This window comes from Thalassotalea sp. PP2-459, from assembly GCF_001913705.1.
Lineage (GTDB): Bacteria > Pseudomonadota > Gammaproteobacteria > Enterobacterales > Alteromonadaceae > Thalassotalea_C > Thalassotalea_C hakodatensis.
The window spans coordinates 99671-119760 of sequence record NZ_MKQD01000065.1 but is presented as its reverse complement, the minus strand read 5'-3'; the positions used below and the strand labels follow the sequence as shown (position 1 = coordinate 119760).

Below are 20090 nucleotides of genomic sequence, written 5' to 3'. Positions count from 1 at the left end.
GTGAAAACATTTATGACAAAATCGCTGGAAACCCGTGAAATTACGACTAATGTCTAACCGCATTTACTTTTGCCATATCGCTATAACTTTGGTTTAACGTTTTACCACAAATAATATTTGCTAGAATTTAGCTGATCCCATATGGTTAACGTACTACATTTATTGTATTTATCATTTCGTGAAAATTTAAGGATATATGTGTTCAAATTTAAGGACAAATATCATTGGTGCACATCGCTTCGCCTTAACGTAACCATTTTATTGCTTACAACTTTGATATTCCCCATAAAAGTAGGCGCTACCTACTTAGAAGAAGCACAACCATTATCGCAACGAAAAACCATTAGAATCGCATTACCTGACCAAAAAAGTATTGATTCAGCATCACAAGAACGCATGCAAGCATTAATAGCTTTTCTCAAAGAGTTCTGGCAAATATGGGCTTTAGATCACCAAAAACAGGTGCAATTTTCCATGCTTTCTGGCAAAGAAGCAATGGAACAACTCAACAACAACACAATAGATATTATTGCGATTAATATCCTTGAACCCAAATTATCAGCGTTTTTATACAGCATTCCCTATGCAAAATTTAAGCAACGCGTGTTTCGTAATCAATATAAAAAGCTAAAGAAAAACACACACGTCGCCATTCATGATCCTAGCCATGCCGCGCTAAACTATTTACCTGAGCATATTAACATTACCTACTTTGATAACGTTGATGCATTAGTGAAACAATATCAGAAATTTGATGTACTTTACTCTATTCACCCTTGGATGTTAGAGAAGGCGCTAGAGGAACACAAAATTAATGAAACGTTTTATGTGAATCAAAATGAAGTACCTGAGATGACGTTGCACTTTGCAACGCGGAAAGCTGATCGCCAACTCATGTATATTATTAACGATAGTATTCGTCAAATAAGCCTTGCTCAAGCTGACATTTGGAGTGAAAAATACCTTTTAACAGAACCGAGTAACTTCTCATTATTGTTAGGCAGTTATGTCACACCGCTGACTGAAGCTGAAAAGCACTTTATTATTAACCATAACACCATTCACATACCAGTGCCTAAAACGGGGATTTCTCCTTTTATTATTACGCGTAATCACGCCAATATAACCGATCGTGGCTATTCAATTGATTTACTTAATATGATTTCAAAGAAATTAGGTATTGTATTTAAACCCGTTAGGTATGAAAATTATTTGGGTGTATTTAAAAGCGTTAATAATAATACAACACAGTTATTTCCATTTTTTGAGATTGATGAAGAATTATCAAAGCGCTACATATTCAGTCAACCATTTCTTGATGCGCATTATAGTGGTATTTATAATCCAGATATTTCAGAGTTTACTCAACTGACTGACGCAAATAACCACACCATTGCCTTAGTTGAAATGTTTGCTATATCGCAAGCCATAATAGATCACTTTCCTAAAGCAAAGTTTATCACTTATAGAACGATAGATGATGCTATTGCATCAGTTGCCAAAGGTGAAACAAGTTTATTCATCGGTCGCTCACTATTGGCTGCCGCAACGATAAAGCAACATGGACATGCTAATTTAACCTCAATTCCATTATCAGATTTTCGCCCCGATGCCCAAATTGCATTTGCCACTACGCCACAAAACCATATGTTGATCTCTTTAATCAATAAATCATTAAATGAAATATCCGCCGATGAATTAGACACGCTTTACAATAAGTGGAGCCAAACCGCTTTTCCTATCGCTGATGTGCAAGGGAAAGTGGCTGATGCTTACCGTCAGGCAAGTTATGTTTTTTTTGCCATTTTATTAATCGCGTTGATTATTTTTTGGGTGTATTTCCGACAACTACAAGTACGTAAAATCGCACAAAAGAAAATTGAACATGCACTAGCTATTGCCGAAGCAGCAAGAGCTGAAGCAGAACGTTCTGCACAAGCTAAAATTAATTTTCTCGCAAGAATGAGTCATGAAATACGCACTCCAATGAATGGTGTACTTGGTATGGCAGAAGCACTCTCTTTTACTGCTTTAAATAAGGAACAAAGCGAGTTACTTGATACCTTAGAAGGCTCAGCACGGCACTTATTAGCATTATTAAACGACGTACTTGATTTTTCCAAAATGGACGCAGGTAAACTCACCTTAGAATCAGTGCCTGTTAATCTACATTTATTGGCAAAGAACTTATTAAAAAGCTTCCATCATATTAAGACTGAAAGAAATTTACGTTTGAAGTTGAATATTGATGAAAACATTACTCATAGTTACTTCACTGATCCGACTCGATTAAATCAAGTACTAAACAATTTGATCAGTAACGCGATAAAGTTCACTGAAAAAGGCTGCATTACTGTCGCAGTTGAACAAATTGCGCAAGATGTTCAAGAAATAGATATTTATGATCAGATACGCATCTCTGTTAAAGATACAGGCATTGGTATTTCTGAGCAAAACCAACGCTTGTTATTTTCTCCTTTTACTCAGGCAGATACTGATATTACCCGAAAATTTGGCGGCACTGGTTTAGGACTCAGTATCTGCAAAGAAATCATCGCCTCAATGAACGGTGAAATAGCCGTAGAGTCTACGCCTGGAGAAGGAAGTGAATTCTATTTTACCTTATGTTTAAAACAGGCAAAATTTAAACGTGAAACTAAAGACAGGCGTAAAAATAGCCGAGTAGTCAATGAACCTACAGATAATAGGTTTAGTGATCTCAAAGTACTCGTTGCAGAAGATAATTTAGTGAATGTTAAGGTACTTTGCGCACAACTTTCTCGTTTAGGTATAGAAGCTGACATCGCCTACGACGGCGTTCAAGCACTCGAAAAGCATAAAAAATCCCCCTACGACATAATTATTTCTGATTGTCATATGCCAAATATGGATGGCTTTGAGCTAGTTAAAGCGATTAATCAACATAACAATCATCCTATTTGGTTAATTGCTGTGACTGCTGATGCACTAAGTGGTGCTGCAGAGAAGTGTTTAAATGCAGGTTTCAATGATTATATGGCAAAACCTTGTCCACAAGAAGAAATCACCAATAAAATGAACCATGCTTATCGGGCACTACAAGCAATGAAGATAGAAATGCAAAAGGGTGATTAACTACAATCAAAAAATCCAAAGTTCACTCACTTTAAACAATAGATACTAAAAGGGTTGATTTTGGGTTAACAGCCAATCTATTAGACTTTAAACTTACCAACAAGTGCATTTAAACTACTAAACTCAGCTTGCAAACTGTCACATGCTTGATGCGTCTGTTGAAGATATTCTTCACCTTGCTTATTTAATTCCATTAACTGCAAAATGTCCTCATCAATCGACTTGATAACATCACTTTGTTGTTTGGTTGCCTCGGCAACAGCATGGTTCTCATTATCAACATTTTGTAATGAATTAACGATTGCTTGCATACGTTCATCAGCAATGTTCGCTTTTTCTACGCTGGAACTACTGTTTTGTTGACTTTGTTCCATCGAACTCACTACAGATACAGTGCCTTGCTGTAAGGTTTCTATCATGTTTTCAATTTCAGTCGCCGCTTCTTGTGTGCGTTGAGCTAATTGACGCACTTCATCGGCAACAACCGCAAAGCCTCGTCCGGCTTCACCTGCACGCGCTGCTTCTATCGCCGCATTAAGTGCTAATAAATTTGTTTGTGAGCTCACACCCATGATCACATCTAAAATACTGGCAATGTTTTTCGCTTCGGCGCGTAATTTTTCTACATCACCGCTAGAGCTTTCCATCGTGTTTGATAATGCTTGTATAGAACGAATATTTTCATTGAGTGCTTCCATGCCTTGTTGAGATTGCTGGCGCATTGCTGAAGCCAAATCAGATGCGTTACCTGCGTTAATCGATATCTCTCCAGAAGAACTGTTCAACTCTGTCATCGCACTCGATACATTCGTCCCTCTACTAAGTTGCTGTTGTGCCATATCAATACCGAAATGTGCACTGCTTCTAACTTGTTCAATATGCTGTTCAAGACTGCCAGCAGAGCTATGCACTCGCTGCATAGTTTCATGCACAGTTGCAATAAAATTATTAAAGTTTGCTGATAGTTGACCAATTTCATCTTGGCTATCAACAGAAAGTCGCTGTGTTAAATCACCATCACCTTCCGAAATATCCTTGATAGCATCATTTAAGCGATAGATAGGCTTCATTAAATGATTAAATAAGAAATGCAATAACAACACTGAAATAATCAAGCTAGCAATGCCGACAATAATGGCTGAATTACGTGATGAAATTAACGGCTTATAGGCTTTTTCGCGATCCAACACCACACCCACATACCACTTAACAGACGCCACACCTTCGATAGGAATAAACGAGACAATATTATCGCCAAATTCATGAAGTATGCTGTTAAAAGCAGGTAAGGAAGGAAGGTCAAGTAGCTCTTTCACAGACTTATTAATCATTTCACTGTTAGGGTGGCTTAATATTTTACCGTCTGCAGTAGTTAAATACGCATAACCTAAATCTAAGAAGTCAATCATATTAAGTATTTCAGCAATGTCGCTGAGAAAAATATCCCCACCTGCAGCACCAATAAACGCACCACTTTCTACAATTGGCGCTACCGCAGAAATCACTTGTTGGTTTATGGTGGCATCTAAGTATGTTTCAGTAAACGAAGGTGTACTTTGTGATTTTGCTAATAAATACCATGGACGTTGACGAGCGTCGAAACCGGCAGGAAGTTCGATGGTTAAATCATCAAGAATAAATTGCCCTGTTTTCTCGACACCTATATAAGTATTTTTTAAATCTCCAGCCTTAACTGCTTGTTGCACTGCGGTTAACATAGTCTCGGTGTCGTCATCTGACGTTGCGTTTTCGGCTATCGCTTCAATGATTTGCAAACGACCGTTAAGCCAATTCGCAATATTTCCAGAAACTGAATGGCCGATCTCATCGATGGCTCGATTTAAGTTATCTTCTGTATCTTGTTTAAGTGAAAAGTAATTAATCGAGGTTGATACTGCTAACGCTAAAATTAATAAAAATACCGTGACAGCAATAATTTTATGGGCAAATTTTAAAGGAAACACAATTAATTCTCTTGTTATTATTATTAAGCAACCATAGTACCTTACCATTGCTTGATAAAATGTCCAATGTAAAAAATTTCATCTATAGAAAGCTATCTAATTGAAAAATAGATATAAAAAATTATCTGTAAACTAAATAATCCATACTTAGCCTAACTTAATGAACAAAAGTTACTCCCTTCTTATGCCGAGTATTTCTAGCCAAACAACAAAAAGTTCTGATACAAGCTAAATAAAAACTGGCACACTAATTACTCATGCAGCACGGAGGTAATATGAGCAGCGCTAACCATTACATACTGACTTGGCAATGTCCTGATACGACAGGGGTACTCGCGCAAGTCGCACAAAATTTATTTGAACATGGTGCGTTTATCACTGAAACGTCTCAATACAGTGACCCTTACACTGAAACATTTTTCTCACGCATTGCCTTTGATGATCGTCATATGACGGTTGGCAGTGAGGAATTCGCTCAAGGTATTGAAAAGTTAGCTACACCACTAAATTTACAATATCGCTTGCGTGAAAAAAGCAATGTGCCCAACGTTGTCATTGCGGTGTCGAAAGATGACCATTGTTTAGTGTCTTTGCTGACGAAATGGAAAGCAGGCGCATTACCCGTCAATATTGTAGCAGTTGTTTCTAACCATATAGAGTGCAAATCATTGGTTGATTGGCACGGTATTGATTACCATTACCTGCCAATGACGCCAGGTAAAAAGCATGAACAAGAAACAGCAATGATGGCTATTTTCGAACAATATCACGGCGATTTACTCATTTTAGCCCGCTACATGCAAATATTGTCGGATGATATGTGTACGAAACTTCGTGGTAAAGCGATTAATATTCATCATTCCTTTTTACCCAGTTTTAAAGGCGCACGGCCATATCATCAGGCACATACTCGTGGCGTAAAAGTGATCGGCGCAACAGCACATTATGTTACCGCGGATCTAGACGAAGGCCCTATCATCGTGCAAGAGGTAAAGCCCATTAACCATACATACACCATAGAACAAATGGTACATGCTGGTCATGATTTAGAAGCTACCGCACTTAGTCATGCGGTAAAAATGCATGCTGAGCAACGCGTATGTTTGAACAAAGATAAAACCGTTATTTTAAATTAATCGCGGTTTTATTGATCTTTTAAAGGTTTTAGGTATAACGGTGCTAAAACCTTTTAGCAATTTATCTCATGACTATAAAATATCGTATTGCCGCTAACCATGTTAATCATCATTTATTCGATGTTTCGCTAACCTTTACTGCTGAACAACATCAAGATTACTTTTTGTCTTTGCCTGCATGGCTTCCAGGCAGTTACATGATCAGAGACTTTGCTAAAAATATTATCGCGCTTTCAGCGATTGATGCACAAAACCAATCAATTGAACTCACAGCACTTGATAAGCAGCGTTGGCAACTTGCCCGCTGTACCGGCAACATAACGATTAGTTATCAAGTTTTCGCTTTCGACTTATCGGTCAGAACAGCTTATTTAGATAATCAACGAGGCTTTTTTAACGGTAGTTCAACGTTTCTTGCCGTTGATAACTTAAAAGATGACCCATGTCAGTTAGTGATCGAAGCACCTACCAATCAGCCCCATTGGCGTGCTGCCACAGGTATGCAACGAGCTAAAAACACAGAAAAATACCATTTTGGTGAATACATCGCTGACAATTACGCCGAATTAATCGATTGCCCGGTTGCAATTGGCGAGTTTGATAGTATTGAGTTTGACGTAGAAGGTGTTACACACCATATGGTATTTACCAGCAAACATTATGGTGACACAGAGCGTATGGCAGAAGATGTTGCAAAACTTTGTCAGCATCATATTGATTTATTTGGTGAAGCGCCTTTCAAAGAATACTGGTTTATCACCCATTTGTTAGAAAATGGTTTTGGTGGTTTAGAACATAAAAATTCAACCATTTTACAAGCAAGTCGTTTTGATTTACCAAATCCTCAGCAAAAGGACGAGCTCAGTGACGACTATAAAACCTTTCTATCCTTATGTTCTCATGAGTATTTCCACGCATGGAATGTTTGTCGAATTAAACCAAAAGCCTTTGTACCTTATCAATTAGATCAAGAAAGCTATACCGAGCAGCTTTGGGCTTACGAAGGTATTACCTCTTATTACGATGATTTTTCACTTTATCGTGCCGGTATTATCTCTTTTGACGATTACTTAACAGTACTCAGCAAAGCGATTACACGCGTCAACCGTGGCAATGGTCAATTCAAACAGAGTGTTACAGAGTCAAGTTTTTATACCTGGACAAAATTTTATAAACAAGGACCAGACGCCGTTAATAATATCGTCAGTTATTACACTAAGGGCGCAATTATCGCCTTATGGCTCGATTTAACGATAAGAGAAAAATCTAACCAGCGCTATTCACTCGACCAATTAATGCGAGAGCTATGGATACATTTCGGCCGTCCAGGCATTGGCACTGAGCAAGAAGATTTTATCAACATCGCCAATATTCTTTGCGGTGAAGATATCAGCGAAGTGTTCACCCAATTGTTAACTGCAAAATCTCCGGTAGATATAGCTCCGTTATTAGCGAACGTTGGCATTAGTTTCACAAAAAGTAAATTTTCCAAGCTTAATAGTGTCGACACCACTGAAGACCATAACTATACCCCATATTTAGGAGCACACTATAAAGCGCTTCCTCTTGGTGTGCAGATCACTCAAGTGATTGAAAACTCGCCCGCAGCTAATGCAGGTATCGCGGTTAATGATGTATTAGTGGCCATTGATCATTTAAAAATCACCGATAAAAGCATTCAACAATTGGCAAGTTACTTACCAGCGAATCAACGCGTTGACTGTCATTTATTCAGAGACGACCAATTAATAACAAACGATATTAGCTTTATTGACTCACCCGATACTGGGGTAAGTTTAACGGTAAAAGATGAAGCATTAAGCCAGCAATGGCGAGCAATAAACCGTTAATTGACATAGGGTGTAAATAAAAAAAGACACCCTGATAAAGACATTATACCAACGCAATTAGTAACATTTGTTACTTTTGGTTTATCATCAAGCTATTCGAATATAAGAGAAAGTCGCTATGATCAAAATTGAAAAAGTACATCATGTTGCATATCGCTGTAAAGATGCCAAAGAAACCGTTCAGTGGTACAAAGAAATGCTAAATATGGACCTAGTATTAGCCATTGCTGAAAATGAAGTACCATCTACCAAAGCACCTGATCCCTATATGCATATATTTTTAGATGCTGGTATGGGCAATGTGTTGGCATTTTTTGAATTACCTAACAACGATGATATGGGCAGAGACGAAAATACACCGGCCTGGGTGCAGCATTTAGCACTTAAAGTTGCCGATGTAGATGCTTTAGTTGCAGCAAAAGAAAGCTTACAAAGTAAAGGGGTTGATGTATTGGGCCCTGTTCATCACGGTGTATTTAAATCGATTTACTTTTTTGATCCCAGTGGCCACCGATTAGAGCTCGCTGCTGATATCGGTACACCTGAACAATATAAACAACTAAATGACGTGGCGCATGCCATGATTGATGAATGGGCTGAAACCAAACGTGCGCCTAATCATGCTGCGTGGTTGCATGAACACGATTAGAAGACACTACGCATTGGTTTGATAGTAAAAGCGAGTAGTTAACATTACTCGCTTTTTAATTCTGATGTCTCCATACTATGATTTTCACCTCTGTACTCTTGTTTCTACTTTCTGTGTAAGACATTTGCCATTAATATTTTTTGCTGGTAGCTATCCTATTTTTAATATTCTTGCAAAACATTAAGTTAACGAGTTTTCTTTAAAATGATGTATTTTTAACCAATTTAACACTTGCTTAACAGATTTAATTCGGTAAAGTAATTGAAGCTACTGGTTGGTAGCCAAATACAAAATGGAACTGAACACGCAATTAGGAAGCTAAACAATACTCTTTGTAGTATTACTTTATTGAAAATAAGGATGGTTTAATCCTCATCAGGATTGATGGCAATTAAGTCCAGGAGGATAATAAGGAAAGCCTAAGAAAGAGTCAGGATGACCGATAAGTAGAAACACCAAGGGAAGCTAGTAATAATAAACGGGAACACTGTTAGAGACATACAGGGATTGTTACCAAAGTAACGGATCACACTAAATTGGAACATGCATTTTGTCGAGTTTATATGACAATAATTCTCCTAAAGCGATGGCATTGCCATCGTTTTTTCTTTCTATCATCAGAATAATTACCCTCAAGCGTAAATCTACAGTAAAATAGTGGGTAATATTCATCGTTAACATAAGCCTTATGACACGTAAAAAGAAATCTAGAAAACCATCAGCCGCGCCAGTAAGGTTATCTAAGCAAGAAAAACAACAACTTGCAGAGCTAAAAGATAAAAAACCGAAAAAGCAAAAAGGCAAAAAGCCTGGTAATCGACAACAAGAAGCTCGAGATAGTAAAAATACTCCGCAACAAGCGCAGCATAATAAAGACCCACGTATTGGCAGTAAAAAACCCATTGCGTTAGGCACAACTGATAATGAACCGTCGGCGGCTAAACCGAAATATAAGCCAGAGTCATCACCTCGTGTTGCACCAATTCGCGAGGTAAATCATGTTGATAACACCGCTGAACTTAACAAAGAATTAAACAATATCGAACAAGACGAAGCTTTACAGGTTATCCTTGGTAAGCAAGAACAAGACATGGCCTTAACTGAGCAAGAAATTGATTACTACAATCAGTTAATGGATAAGCACCAAGCCATCAGCGAGCAGCTTGGCTTAACTGATGAGGAAGAAGAAAGCCATCAGTCACCAAAAGATGATGACGCTTTATGGGATACCCTCGATAAACAAGATTTTTCAGATTATCAATAACACAGGAACATTATGTTTGAACAATATTGGCTCGAATTATTCGTTATTGGCGGCCTAATAATCGCAGCGCTTGCTTTTTATGCAGGCATGTTATTAAAGCAAGTAAACCAGCAAAAAAAAGCGCAACAAAGTGCACAAAAACAACAACAAGAAAAGTTGCGTGCGCATGATAAGAAGATACTCGATAGTATTGTGATCATTGTCCGAGCAATGAAAGAGGAGCAATGTGAGTTATCAGAAGGTTGTTGGCGTTTAAGCGTATTACTCGACTCATTAAAAACATCGAGTAAACTTGCTAGTGAGTTTCCAAGCATTTTTGAGTTATACAATGCAATTAAGCACATGCCAATTCTTGAAGAACGTAAAAAGCTTGAAAAACGTGAACGCATGAAACTTGACTTAGTCAGAATGAAAGCAGAAAGTCGATTACAACCAAGCATTCATCAAGATATCGAGCTGTTACACCAATACGCTAATGAACGTATTTCAACCCTTAACGAAGAAGTTAACAGCGCAGCATAGTTACTGACCACATTTATATGTAAAGCTTGCGCTTGATCAAAAAGTTTTTTACCTGCATTGATAAAATACGAGTGTTCTACCCCTTTTGAACACTCGACTGTCAAACATCGTAAAGGCTAAACTAATGCAAACTGAACTGTATTTTGATCAAACATTACTGGGAAAATATAATACCAGTGGACCGCGCTATACTTCATACCCAACCGCGCTTGAATTTCATGATCACTTTACTGCTATTGATTTGGCTTCTGCGATAGAAAACTCAAAGAATAATACGTTATCGCTTTATGTTCACATCCCGTTTTGCCACTCATTATGCTACTACTGTGGTTGTAATAAAGTGGTTACGAGACAACGTGATAAAGCAGATATTTATCTTGATTATTTAATAAAAGAGTTAAAAACAAAAGCGCCGCTATTCCAAAAATATCAGGTTAAACAATTACATTTGGGTGGAGGCACACCAAGCTTTTTAACTAAAAATCAATTGAGCTTTCTTGTATATCATTTAAAAAAAGCATTTTCGTTTTTAGAAGACATTGAGATGAGCATTGAAATTGACCCCCGTGAAATTGATCTTGAGTTAATCGATCATTTATACGAATTAGGCTTTAATCGTTTAAGCATTGGCGTGCAAGATGTTGACGGTAAAGTACAACAAGCAATTAATCGTACGCAGTCAACCGACTTTATTGCCAGTATTATTGCGCGAGCAAAACGGCTAGGCTTTCGTTCAGTAAATGTTGATTTGATCTATGGCTTACCACATCAAACACCAGAAACATTCAGTAAGACTATCGATAAAGTCTACGAAATGAGCGTAGATCGCATTTCATTGTTTAGTTATGCACACCTGCCGAGTCGTTTCGCTGCTCAACGTAAACTACGTGATGAGTGGTTACCTAATGCACAAGAAAAATTTGCCTTGATGAAATTAGCTATTGAACGATTATGTCAATATGGTTATGAGTTTATTGGTATGGATCACTTTGCTAAGCCTGATGATGAACTGGCTATAGCGCAGCGCGAAGGCACCTTACACCGTAATTTTCAGGGATATACCACTCAGGGTAGCTGCGATTTACTCGGACTAGGTGTCTCTTCAATCAGCGCTATTGGAAATAGCTATAGCCAAAACGAAAAAGAATTAAAACAATATTACCGTGCTATTGATGTACAAGGGCAAGCGATAACTAAAGGGCTAACATTAACACAAGACGATGTCATTCGTGGCCAAGTAATCAAGTCACTAATGTGTAATATGTATATTGATAAAACAGCTATCGAAAATCAATTTTCCATTTGTTTTGATCAATACTTTGCCGATGAATTACAAACACTCGCCTGTTTCATCAACGATGATTTAGTATCAATAACAAGACAACGCATTAACATTAATCAACGGGCACGATTATTAATTCGAATAATTGCCATGAGTTTCGATGTATATATGAAACAGCATTTGAATCAACAACGCTTTTCCCGTGTTATTTAGTCGCTTTGTATGTTTGATAAATATCAACATTATTTTGATTGGCTTGGCTGTAACTTAGCTGTCCCTCTGCAATATCAAAGTCACTAATACGTGTTTTAACCAGTGGTTGTATACTATCATTTTCACTTAACAGCGATAGAATCTCTTGCCTATTGCTATCAAACCAATACCAATACAGGCCCCTTTTACGCAAATTAAATTGACGTCCATTCATCACATAGTTAGCAAGCTCAAGATTGTTCACTAATTTCTTATTCTTATTCCCGACGAATAGTTGATGTTGCTGGTCTAGCCATAAAGTATTTTGTTCTTTATCACTAAAATGTACATACTGCCAACGACGTTCAGCTTTAGATACGGAATCTGTTTTCAAGTCATAAAAGTGCACTTGCCATCGTTCATCGACTTTAACACTGTAAGCGATAACACTATTGCGCTTAAATGATACCCCTCTAATTTCATTTTGAGGTATTTTCAGTCGAATAAACGTTCCATCTTCCAACGAGATCAAGTGAATTTCATTTAATGTTAGTGCCATTAAATAACGGTCATCAGGCGACCAACGTAAATCTAAGTAATGCCTATCATCATTAAAGTGAGTGAGTTTACGGCGAGTTAAACGATTAAGATCAGTGAGCCATACTTCTTCGTGGCCAGTCGCTAATGATATATAAGCAACCTGATTCGAATGATGAGAAAAACGAGAAAATTGCTCATTTACCGAACTGTCAGCAATCATCACTTGTTGTTTAGTGTCTAGCGCTAATAACGCAATATCTATATTCTTATTACCTGCTGAAAACAAATAATCTTGTCCATTAATGTGCCTTCTTGGAGCACGAATAACACGTGTGCCAGAATAAATAACGCCTTCTTTTTTCCCCGTTAAGCGATAACGAATCAATTCATAAGCGGGGTGTTCGCCCATCATGACGACATGGTTGCCATCATGGCTCCATATCGCACAACAAACATAAGCGTTTAGTTTAAATAAAAAAGTTAATTTATCGCGTTCTATATCTAACTGATAAAAACCTTCCCATTGTTGTTGGTCGGGAGATGAGATTAATAATTTATTTTCTGTCGGGTGCAAATCGAACTGGCTATTCCCCCCTAAATAAATGTCAGGTTGTGCTACTAGCCTCTGTTCACCAGTTTCACTATGAATGGAAAACAATGCATATGGTGTACCGATGCCATTATTTTCAGCATACACTAAACGTTTATCATCATGGGTAAATAAAATTTTGCCAAAACTGCCAGCTGTACAATTATGAATGAGTGTTGGCTTTCCTAACGTCAAGCCACTAATCTCTCGAATGAAATATTGGCATTGATTGCTATTTCCGACTAAATACGCCAGTTTTGTCCCGTCATCATTCCAACTTGCAGGGCCAACACCTATGTCTCCATGATCATCAATCGTGATCACTTTTTCATCAACAATTCGTTTTATTCTTAAATACACATTACCTTGTATATTAGATAAATAGGCTACCCGCGTACCGTCTGGTGAAAATTCAGGGAAAAGCTCATCACCAGCATCTGTGGTTAATGCTTGAGCTGATGTTGTTATTCTCGCTTCATTGTTTACCGGCCAAATTAGGTAAGTCACAACTATAAACGCAATCATCAATAACATGATAATTAACTGACGCTTCGGCTTAGCTATCCTCGAATTTGGCAGTAACTCTGCATGATTCACTTCGCTATCTGAATGATTAACCACAGGGGGGTTTGTCTGAATTACTCGTAACGGAGAATCTTCTAAAATATTATCAGTCGGTTGTGGTGTCGTTTCTCTAGTAGTTTGTTGCTCATCCATCCTTGTGACAGTCGCAATAAACTTATAGCCTTTTTTCGGAAAAGTGGCGATAAATTGGGGTTGTCTCGGGTTATCTGCAAACGCTTTCCTCAGCTTTGTAATCAGCTTACTTACCGTATTATCACTGACAAGCCTTCCAAGCCATACGTTTGTGATTAACTCATCTTTACTAATAATCACATCTGGGTGCTGACAAAAATATCGCAACAACTCTACTGCCATAGGCTCTAACTGTAATGTCTGTTTTTCATCGACAAGTGACTGTTGTTGATCACAAAAAATAAAGTGTGCTATTTGCCAGCGCATAGTTGTATCTACACCGTGTTAAGTGATTGTAAATTATCATAAACCACTTAGCTGGTCACGAAAAGTCATCAAAAGTCATGGTTTAATCACGACACTTTTTGTAAACCAAGTATCTTTGTTGCGTAACTTCAATCTATCAAAACGCTCATATAACCATTAAGAATTATTGCGTTAATAAGGATAAAAAATGATTATTTTAACAACGTTTTTTCAGTCAATTGGGCGTTTTTTCCGACGTCCTTTGACTCAATTTATCGTGGTAACTTTCACCGTCATTACCCCTGTCAAAGCAGAAGAAAACTCAAATGAATTGATAATGCCTAGTCAGCTAAAGGGTGCTCCAATGACTTCTCGAGATCACGCTTTGTCATTATTAACTGATACGATATTTCACCAACAGTTGCTCGCTTTAGCACAGCAATTACCGGCGAGTGTTGTAGAAGAACAAAGTGTGTTCAGTAAAGTTGCGTTACTATCGCTCTTAGGCAAACACAAACAACTGTTATCTCTTATCAATAAACACCCCAATGGTATTAACTATAGCCATTACCAATTATACAGCCAAGCTTTACAATTATTGAAAGATAAACAATCTGATCTTGGGTCTGCCATTAGTCAACAGTTTTCACATCGATTGGATAAGGCTGATGACGAAGCATTAGTGAATTTAAGCTTAGCACTTGGTTGGTCTATCGATAATGCGCAAGATTATGCCTATAACATTTTTAAGGGATTAAAAAACGAAGAAACACTGTCGATAAACCAAGCCATTAATTTAATTACCAATGCACATCTTTATCGAGTGCTTACTGAGGTCATTCCGCGAGTGAATCCCATGCTCGTTACAGAGCAAAATAAACGATTTGATATTCAACCTGAAGTATTAATAACAACCAGTGAAGGTATTGAACTCACAGCCACTATTGTGATGCCGAAACATCGGGAAATGACGCTACCTACAGCCATGCAATTCACTATTTATGCCGACGAAAAAAGCCATATAAAAACAGCTATGCATGCCGCCGCACATGGCTATATCGGCCTAATTGCTAACAGTAGAGGCAAACGCTTAAGCAGCAATACTATTACGCCATTCGAACATGATGGACAAGATGCGACAGCAGTCATCAATTGGATCAGTAAACAACCATGGAGTAATGGCGAAGTAGTCATGTATGGCGGTAGTTATAATGGTTTTACCCAATGGGCAACAGCCAAACATATGCCAAAAGCGCTCAAGGCAATAGCACCCTATGCAGCTGCAAGCTTAATTACCGGTTTACCATATGAAAACAACATTATGTTAACGGCAAATTATGAATGGGCATTTCATGTCACCAATAACAAAACCGTTGATCATAGTGTTTACGCCAATTGGCAAAAGCGAAATGCACTCGTTAAAGAACTGTATGAAAGTGGAAAATCAATCTCATCTATTGACAAATTAGACGGAAAAAATAATCCATGGTTCCAAAAATGGTTAAAGCACCCAAGCTTTGATACTTATTATCAAGCGATGGTACCAGTAAAACAAGAATATCAAAGAATAGATATTCCCGTATTAACAATTACAGGTTATTTCGATGGTGGGCAGATTTCTGCATTAGATTACTTAACCCGTCACTATCAACATAACCCAAATGCAGATCATACTTTGTTAATCGGACCATATAATCACCATACAGCACAAAACAAGGTAAGAACTCATCACAGCAACTACAAACTTGACGCCGTAGCGCTAGAAAAAGACACGGAAGAAATCGTTTTTCAATGGTTTGACTATTTATTAAAAAATACAGCAAAGCCAACGTTGCTAAAGAACAAAGTGAACTATCAAGTAATGGGAAGTAACCAATGGCTACATAAAGCGTCATTAGCAGAGATGAATAAAAACGCACAATCGTTTTATTTTCAGACTAACGCTAATGAACAGGGGCATTATTTGCTAAGTAATAAAATGGATTCAAAACTGAATTTTATAAAACAAACCGTAGATATGGCTGATCGCACAACAGAACACAACGTTTCTCCTTGGCCAATCATGTCAGAATCATTTAACGTTGATAATGGCGTCGTCTTGATGACCGAGCCTTTTGAGCAACCCATGGAATTATCGGGTCAAATACATGGTACTTTATCATTGGCCGTTAATAAAAAAGATGTTGATATTGGTTACACACTATTTGCCATTGATAACACCGGAAAGTCAATGCATTTGCAAACTTATATCAGCAGAGCAAGCTACGCACATAATATGAGTAGGCGAGAGCTGTTAACCCCTAATGAGAAAAAAAATATTCCTATCGTTAACGCTAGAATGACTGCAATGCTGTTGAAAAAAGGTAGCCGACTTGCCATCGTGTTAAATGTGAATAAAAATCGCAACGCACAAGTTAATATGGGGTCAGGTAAAGATGTTGGTAGTGAAACTATCGCTGATGCTGGCAAACCATTAGTCTTAACTTGGTTTAACGATAGTGAAATTAACTTACCTCTAAAGGTTTGGCAGCCTTAATTAGTTAAGAAACTACCAATAAGGTAGTTTCTTTTTTTATTTCTAAATCAATGGTTAAGCTGTTTTATATGCCGCGTTAAATCCTCAATAGGCATCGGTTTTGCTAAATAGAACCCTTGCGCTTCTTCGCATCCCATATTTTGCAATAAAGACAATTGTTGCTCTGTTTCTATGCCCTCAGCAACAATATTAACCCCGAAGCTTTTTGCCATAACGATAATGGCATTGACGATCGTTTTTGAGCGTTCGTCATGTTCTATTTCAGCTATAAAACTACGATCAATTTTAATCTCATCCACGGTCAAATCTTTCAGCATTGTCAGAGACGTATAACCTGTTCCAAAGTCATCTATTGAAATAGTGATACCCTGTTGTTGTAGATCAGCGATAATATCAACGCTTTTTTTCATATCGGTCAATGTCGCCGTTTCTGTAATTTCTATACTGACAAAAGGAGCGAAGTTCTCAAGGTTTTTAATAAATTTCGTTAACCCCTGCATCTCATCAATATTATTAAATTCTGTTGCTGATACATTAACGGCAATACGTTGTAATTCACCACCCAGCAAGCCTGCAATTTCTAGCTCTTCAGCCGCTTTACCAATGACTAGCTTTGAAATAGCATTGGTGAGATGGTTGTCTTCAGCAAGTGGAATAAAATCTGCTGGAGATACAAAACCATGCTTTTCGTGAATCCAGCGAACTAGCACTTCAACGCCACTTATCGATAACGTATTTAAATTATATTTCGGTTGATAGACAACAGTAAGAGCATTTTCTTTTATCGCTTGTCGAAGATCTAACACCATTTGACGACGTTGCATGGCAATTTTTGTTAATGCTTTATCATGATATTGAATAGCATTTTTTTGCTGTTTCGCCACACCAAGTGCTTCTGTTGCCGATACCATTAATTCTTTCGCATTCCTACCGTCTGTTGGGTATAGTGCAACGCCAATACAGCAAGTAACATTAATACCATTTTGTTTCGCACGTTTTGCAAAAAGCCGTTGAAAGCTCAATACATGAGCATCCATATCGAATTCTTCATTCGTATCAATGAAAGCAAAGCTAGCAAATTGATCGGCATGTAACCGAGCCGTCACAGAACCCGCAAGCGTCGCTTTTGAGATATCAGCTGCCAAATCTCGTAAAAACATATCCGCACGGTCAAACCCTATCGCCTCATTTAACGTTTTAAAGTCATCAATGTCTAAATAACCGAGAATGATTTGTTCATGAGAGTGAAGTGAGCGTATAGATTTATCCAAAGAACGGATGAACATATTAATACTATATAGCCCCGTCAGACCATCTAAGTCATTCGTTTTCTCTAATGCCTGGTTATTTCGGTACACCAATAACAACAGCATCATTGCAGTTACAAAAACGAAAATGAGTCCTTTATACGTTTGTGCAAGTGCGCGTAAATTTGCACTGTCAATAAAGGTTTCAACGGCAAAATCTGAGAACAATATCCAAAGACCCGAAAATACTGCGTAAATAAAGGCGATTCTCACCGCCGAATTAACGACTTTATCCATAAAAATTTGCTCTCAATACTGCGCTTATTATAATGGCAGAGGTTTAGTTCATACCCAATTTATTACATATACATCATGACTCATCAGATAACAATGATACCCAATCAGTTACCTATCATTGATTCAATAAATCATTGAATACATTATTATAGATTATACTGTTAATTGTGCTTAATTGCCTTAATACGTTTCTTCACCTGTCGCGCATAATAGATTGCAGGTACAATAACCATGATAGCAAGCGCACCTAATATCCAATGATGATGCTGTTCAAACAATTGCAGTTTAACAATATCTGCGGCAAGTTCTGTATTTGCTTGTTTGGCAAAGGCTATTGCACCTATAGCACCTTCTTTGGCAATTGAAAAACCTCCACTAAAGGCACTTTCCCAACCTAGAGAAGATAAAGACGAATATGCTTGATAACCAATTGCTGATGCACCAAACGCAAGAACCCCTATTGCAACAGTACCTAAACTAAATAGACCGAACCCAATCGCGCCAATAGCCAATACCCCAACAGAGATAATACCCACACTAATAGGCGCTATGGCAACACCTCCCCATGCAAATAATAACCCTCTTGCATAACTTCCACCGGCTATCCAACCAAACGCCGATTTATCATTTTGCTCTGGAATACTAAATTGAATATGCACCAAAGGTACGCCAAATAGTGTTAACTTACTGATATATTCACGCTGTTTTGATGATGCTTGGTCACTTTCATGTAGGAAAGCTTCAGGATGAAATAACCGCTCATGCTGACGTAGAGTTTTCTGTGCGACAACCATCGCCACGGCAAGGTACAAATAACATGCAACAAATGCCAGTACCACAAGTTGTGAGATAATAGCCATCATTTTAGCACTCTCATGGTTTGCATAGACATAATGTTTTAGTCCTAACATCGCCAGAACAAACAAACATGCAAAGGTAAAAAATAACACAACAGATTTGATCACTAAGCGACGTTCATTCACAGTTCGTGATTGATCAAGTCCAGCCCGTAAGCCAAAAAATGAACTAATAAAACCTGAAGACACTGCGAGAAACGTAAGTATGGTTCCCAGTTTAAACAAACTACTGGTTTTCACCGCACTTGCACCAAAAACAGCCGCCTTTGCGGGCGGTGCGATATCGCTAATAATGGTAAAGATAGCGGTAGTAAAAGCCACCCCAGGCTTACTTTTTTCTAATGTATCTTCAACAAATGAATTCACAGCAGTTTTTAATAATTTACGCCCGCGAGAAAGTCGCTGTTTCACTGTGTCTTCAGATAAATCAAGTTCACTCGCTACCCGTTCGATAGATTGTTGTTCACGATAAAATAATACCAAAGGTTCGCGATAGGTTTCTTCCATTGTATTCAGTGTTTTCCATAACAAGTCTTGCTCTTGCTGCGCAATCATCGCGGTATCTAATTCAGCATTCTTTTGTGCGTGATCATCTTGTACATTAAGTTCGCTGGCATTTGTAATTGGCTGATTATTTTCTTTTCGGCGAAAGTGACTGACCTTGAACCGTAAAATACCGCACAACCATGATTTAAGCTTTTCAGGATCTCGAAGGGTATCAAGCTTCTTCCAAGCTTCAATAAAGGCTTCTTGGGCAAGATCTTCACTTTGTTTTATATCACCAATGGCTGAATAGGCTACAGAGCAAAGTAAGTTTTGATAGCGAGAGACAATCTCACAAAAAGCATATTTGTCGCCTCCTAATGAGTGCATCACAAGATGTGCATCACTGGCATCAATTATAGGTATTCGTTTTTTAAAAAATTTCATCATCTTTACTTCCTGTTTGAATACCAAATAAGTGCCGTTGAAAAAATAAAAGTGACAAAAATAATGACTTTTTTATGGCCTTTAACAATAAATAAAATTTCTTTGTCACCTTTTCTCTG

General features: G+C 37.8%; 12 protein-coding genes. 8 read left to right on the top strand and 4 right to left on the bottom strand.

Annotation, left to right across the window (positions count from 1 at the left end):
* Positions 1–198: 198 nt before the first annotated feature.
* Entirely contained in the window at positions 199–3114 is a 2916-nt protein-coding gene (locus BI291_RS15365; RefSeq protein ID WP_074499645.1) for an ATP-binding protein, read from the top strand.
* A gap of 80 nt (positions 3115–3194) precedes the next feature.
* Here the strand turns inward: BI291_RS15365 and BI291_RS15360 are convergent, their stop codons facing one another.
* The gene (locus tag BI291_RS15360) at positions 3195–5078 is read right to left on the bottom strand and encodes a methyl-accepting chemotaxis protein (protein WP_175573139.1); all 1884 of its coding nucleotides are present in this window, start codon (positions 5076–5078) and stop codon (positions 3195–3197) included.
* A 275-nt stretch (positions 5079–5353) separates the two neighbouring features.
* Here BI291_RS15360 and purU point away from each other — a divergent pair, with 275 nt between their 5' ends.
* From purU to hemN, 6 genes are all read left to right on the top strand, one after another.
* Positions 5354–6214, top strand: coding sequence for a formyltetrahydrofolate deformylase (gene purU, locus BI291_RS15355; RefSeq protein ID WP_074499644.1), 861 nt, complete (start codon positions 5354–5356; stop codon positions 6212–6214).
* Positions 6215–6282: 68 nt separating this feature from the next.
* On the top strand, positions 6283–8064 hold the full coding sequence (locus BI291_RS15350; protein ID WP_074499643.1) for a M61 family metallopeptidase: 1782 nt from the start codon (positions 6283–6285) through the stop codon (positions 8062–8064).
* Positions 8065–8182: 118 nt separating this feature from the next.
* Positions 8183–8713 (top strand): VOC family protein, encoded by a 531-nt coding sequence (locus BI291_RS15345; RefSeq protein WP_074499642.1) that lies wholly within the window; start codon positions 8183–8185, stop codon positions 8711–8713.
* A 688-nt stretch (positions 8714–9401) separates the two neighbouring features.
* A complete protein-coding gene (gene yihI, locus BI291_RS15340; protein ID WP_074499641.1) occupies positions 9402–9977 on the top strand; it encodes a Der GTPase-activating protein YihI in 576 nt (191 codons plus the stop codon).
* Between the two features lie 12 nt (positions 9978–9989).
* The gene (locus BI291_RS15335; RefSeq protein WP_074499640.1) at positions 9990–10499 is read left to right on the top strand and encodes a DUF2489 domain-containing protein; all 510 of its coding nucleotides are present in this window, start codon (positions 9990–9992) and stop codon (positions 10497–10499) included.
* A 124-nt stretch (positions 10500–10623) separates the two neighbouring features.
* Entirely contained in the window at positions 10624–11994 is a 1371-nt protein-coding gene (gene hemN, locus BI291_RS15330) for an oxygen-independent coproporphyrinogen III oxidase (protein ID WP_074499639.1), read from the top strand.
* On the opposite strand, the gene BI291_RS15325 is transcribed toward hemN, so the two are convergent.
* On the bottom strand, positions 11987–14125 hold the full coding sequence (locus BI291_RS15325; protein ID WP_074499638.1) for a winged helix-turn-helix domain-containing protein: 2139 nt from the start codon (positions 14123–14125) through the stop codon (positions 11987–11989). The two genes, hemN and BI291_RS15325, sit on opposite strands and share 8 nt — an antisense overlap.
* A 187-nt stretch (positions 14126–14312) precedes the next feature.
* Between BI291_RS15325 and BI291_RS15320 the strand changes: the two genes are divergently transcribed.
* The gene (locus tag BI291_RS15320) at positions 14313–16640 is read left to right on the top strand and encodes a CocE/NonD family hydrolase (protein ID WP_083602103.1); all 2328 of its coding nucleotides are present in this window, start codon (positions 14313–14315) and stop codon (positions 16638–16640) included.
* 47 nt (positions 16641–16687) lie between these two features.
* Here BI291_RS15320 and BI291_RS15315 read toward each other — a convergent pair whose 3' ends face one another.
* Positions 16688–18184: a bifunctional diguanylate cyclase/phosphodiesterase gene (locus BI291_RS15315; RefSeq protein WP_074499637.1), complete on the bottom strand. Its 1497-nt coding sequence runs from the start codon at positions 18182–18184 to the stop codon at positions 16688–16690.
* Positions 18185–18345: 161 nt separating this feature from the next.
* Positions 18346–19974 (bottom strand): sigma-70 family RNA polymerase sigma factor, encoded by a 1629-nt coding sequence (locus BI291_RS15310; protein ID WP_217693844.1) that lies wholly within the window; start codon positions 19972–19974, stop codon positions 18346–18348.
* Between the last annotated feature and the right edge of the window lie 116 nt (positions 19975–20090).

Coding starts and splice junctions, on each gene's coding strand:
- BI291_RS15320 (WP_083602103.1), top strand. CDS start 14,313: ATGATTATTTTAACAACGTTTTTTCAGTCAATTGGGCGTTTTTTCCGA.
- yihI (WP_074499641.1), top strand. CDS start 9,402: ATGACACGTAAAAAGAAATCTAGAAAACCATCAGCCGCGCCAGTAAGG.
- BI291_RS15345 (WP_074499642.1), top strand. CDS start 8,183: ATGATCAAAATTGAAAAAGTACATCATGTTGCATATCGCTGTAAAGAT.
- hemN (WP_074499639.1), top strand. CDS start 10,624: ATGCAAACTGAACTGTATTTTGATCAAACATTACTGGGAAAATATAAT.
- BI291_RS15350 (WP_074499643.1), top strand. CDS start 6,283: ATGACTATAAAATATCGTATTGCCGCTAACCATGTTAATCATCATTTA.
- BI291_RS15310 (WP_217693844.1), bottom strand. CDS start 19,974: ATGATGAAATTTTTTAAAAAACGAATACCTATAATTGATGCCAGTGAT.
- BI291_RS15315 (WP_074499637.1), bottom strand. CDS start 18,184: ATGGATAAAGTCGTTAATTCGGCGGTGAGAATCGCCTTTATTTACGCA.
- purU (WP_074499644.1), top strand. CDS start 5,354: ATGAGCAGCGCTAACCATTACATACTGACTTGGCAATGTCCTGATACG.
- BI291_RS15335 (WP_074499640.1), top strand. CDS start 9,990: ATGTTTGAACAATATTGGCTCGAATTATTCGTTATTGGCGGCCTAATA.
- BI291_RS15325 (WP_074499638.1), bottom strand. CDS start 14,125: ATGCGCTGGCAAATAGCACACTTTATTTTTTGTGATCAACAACAGTCA.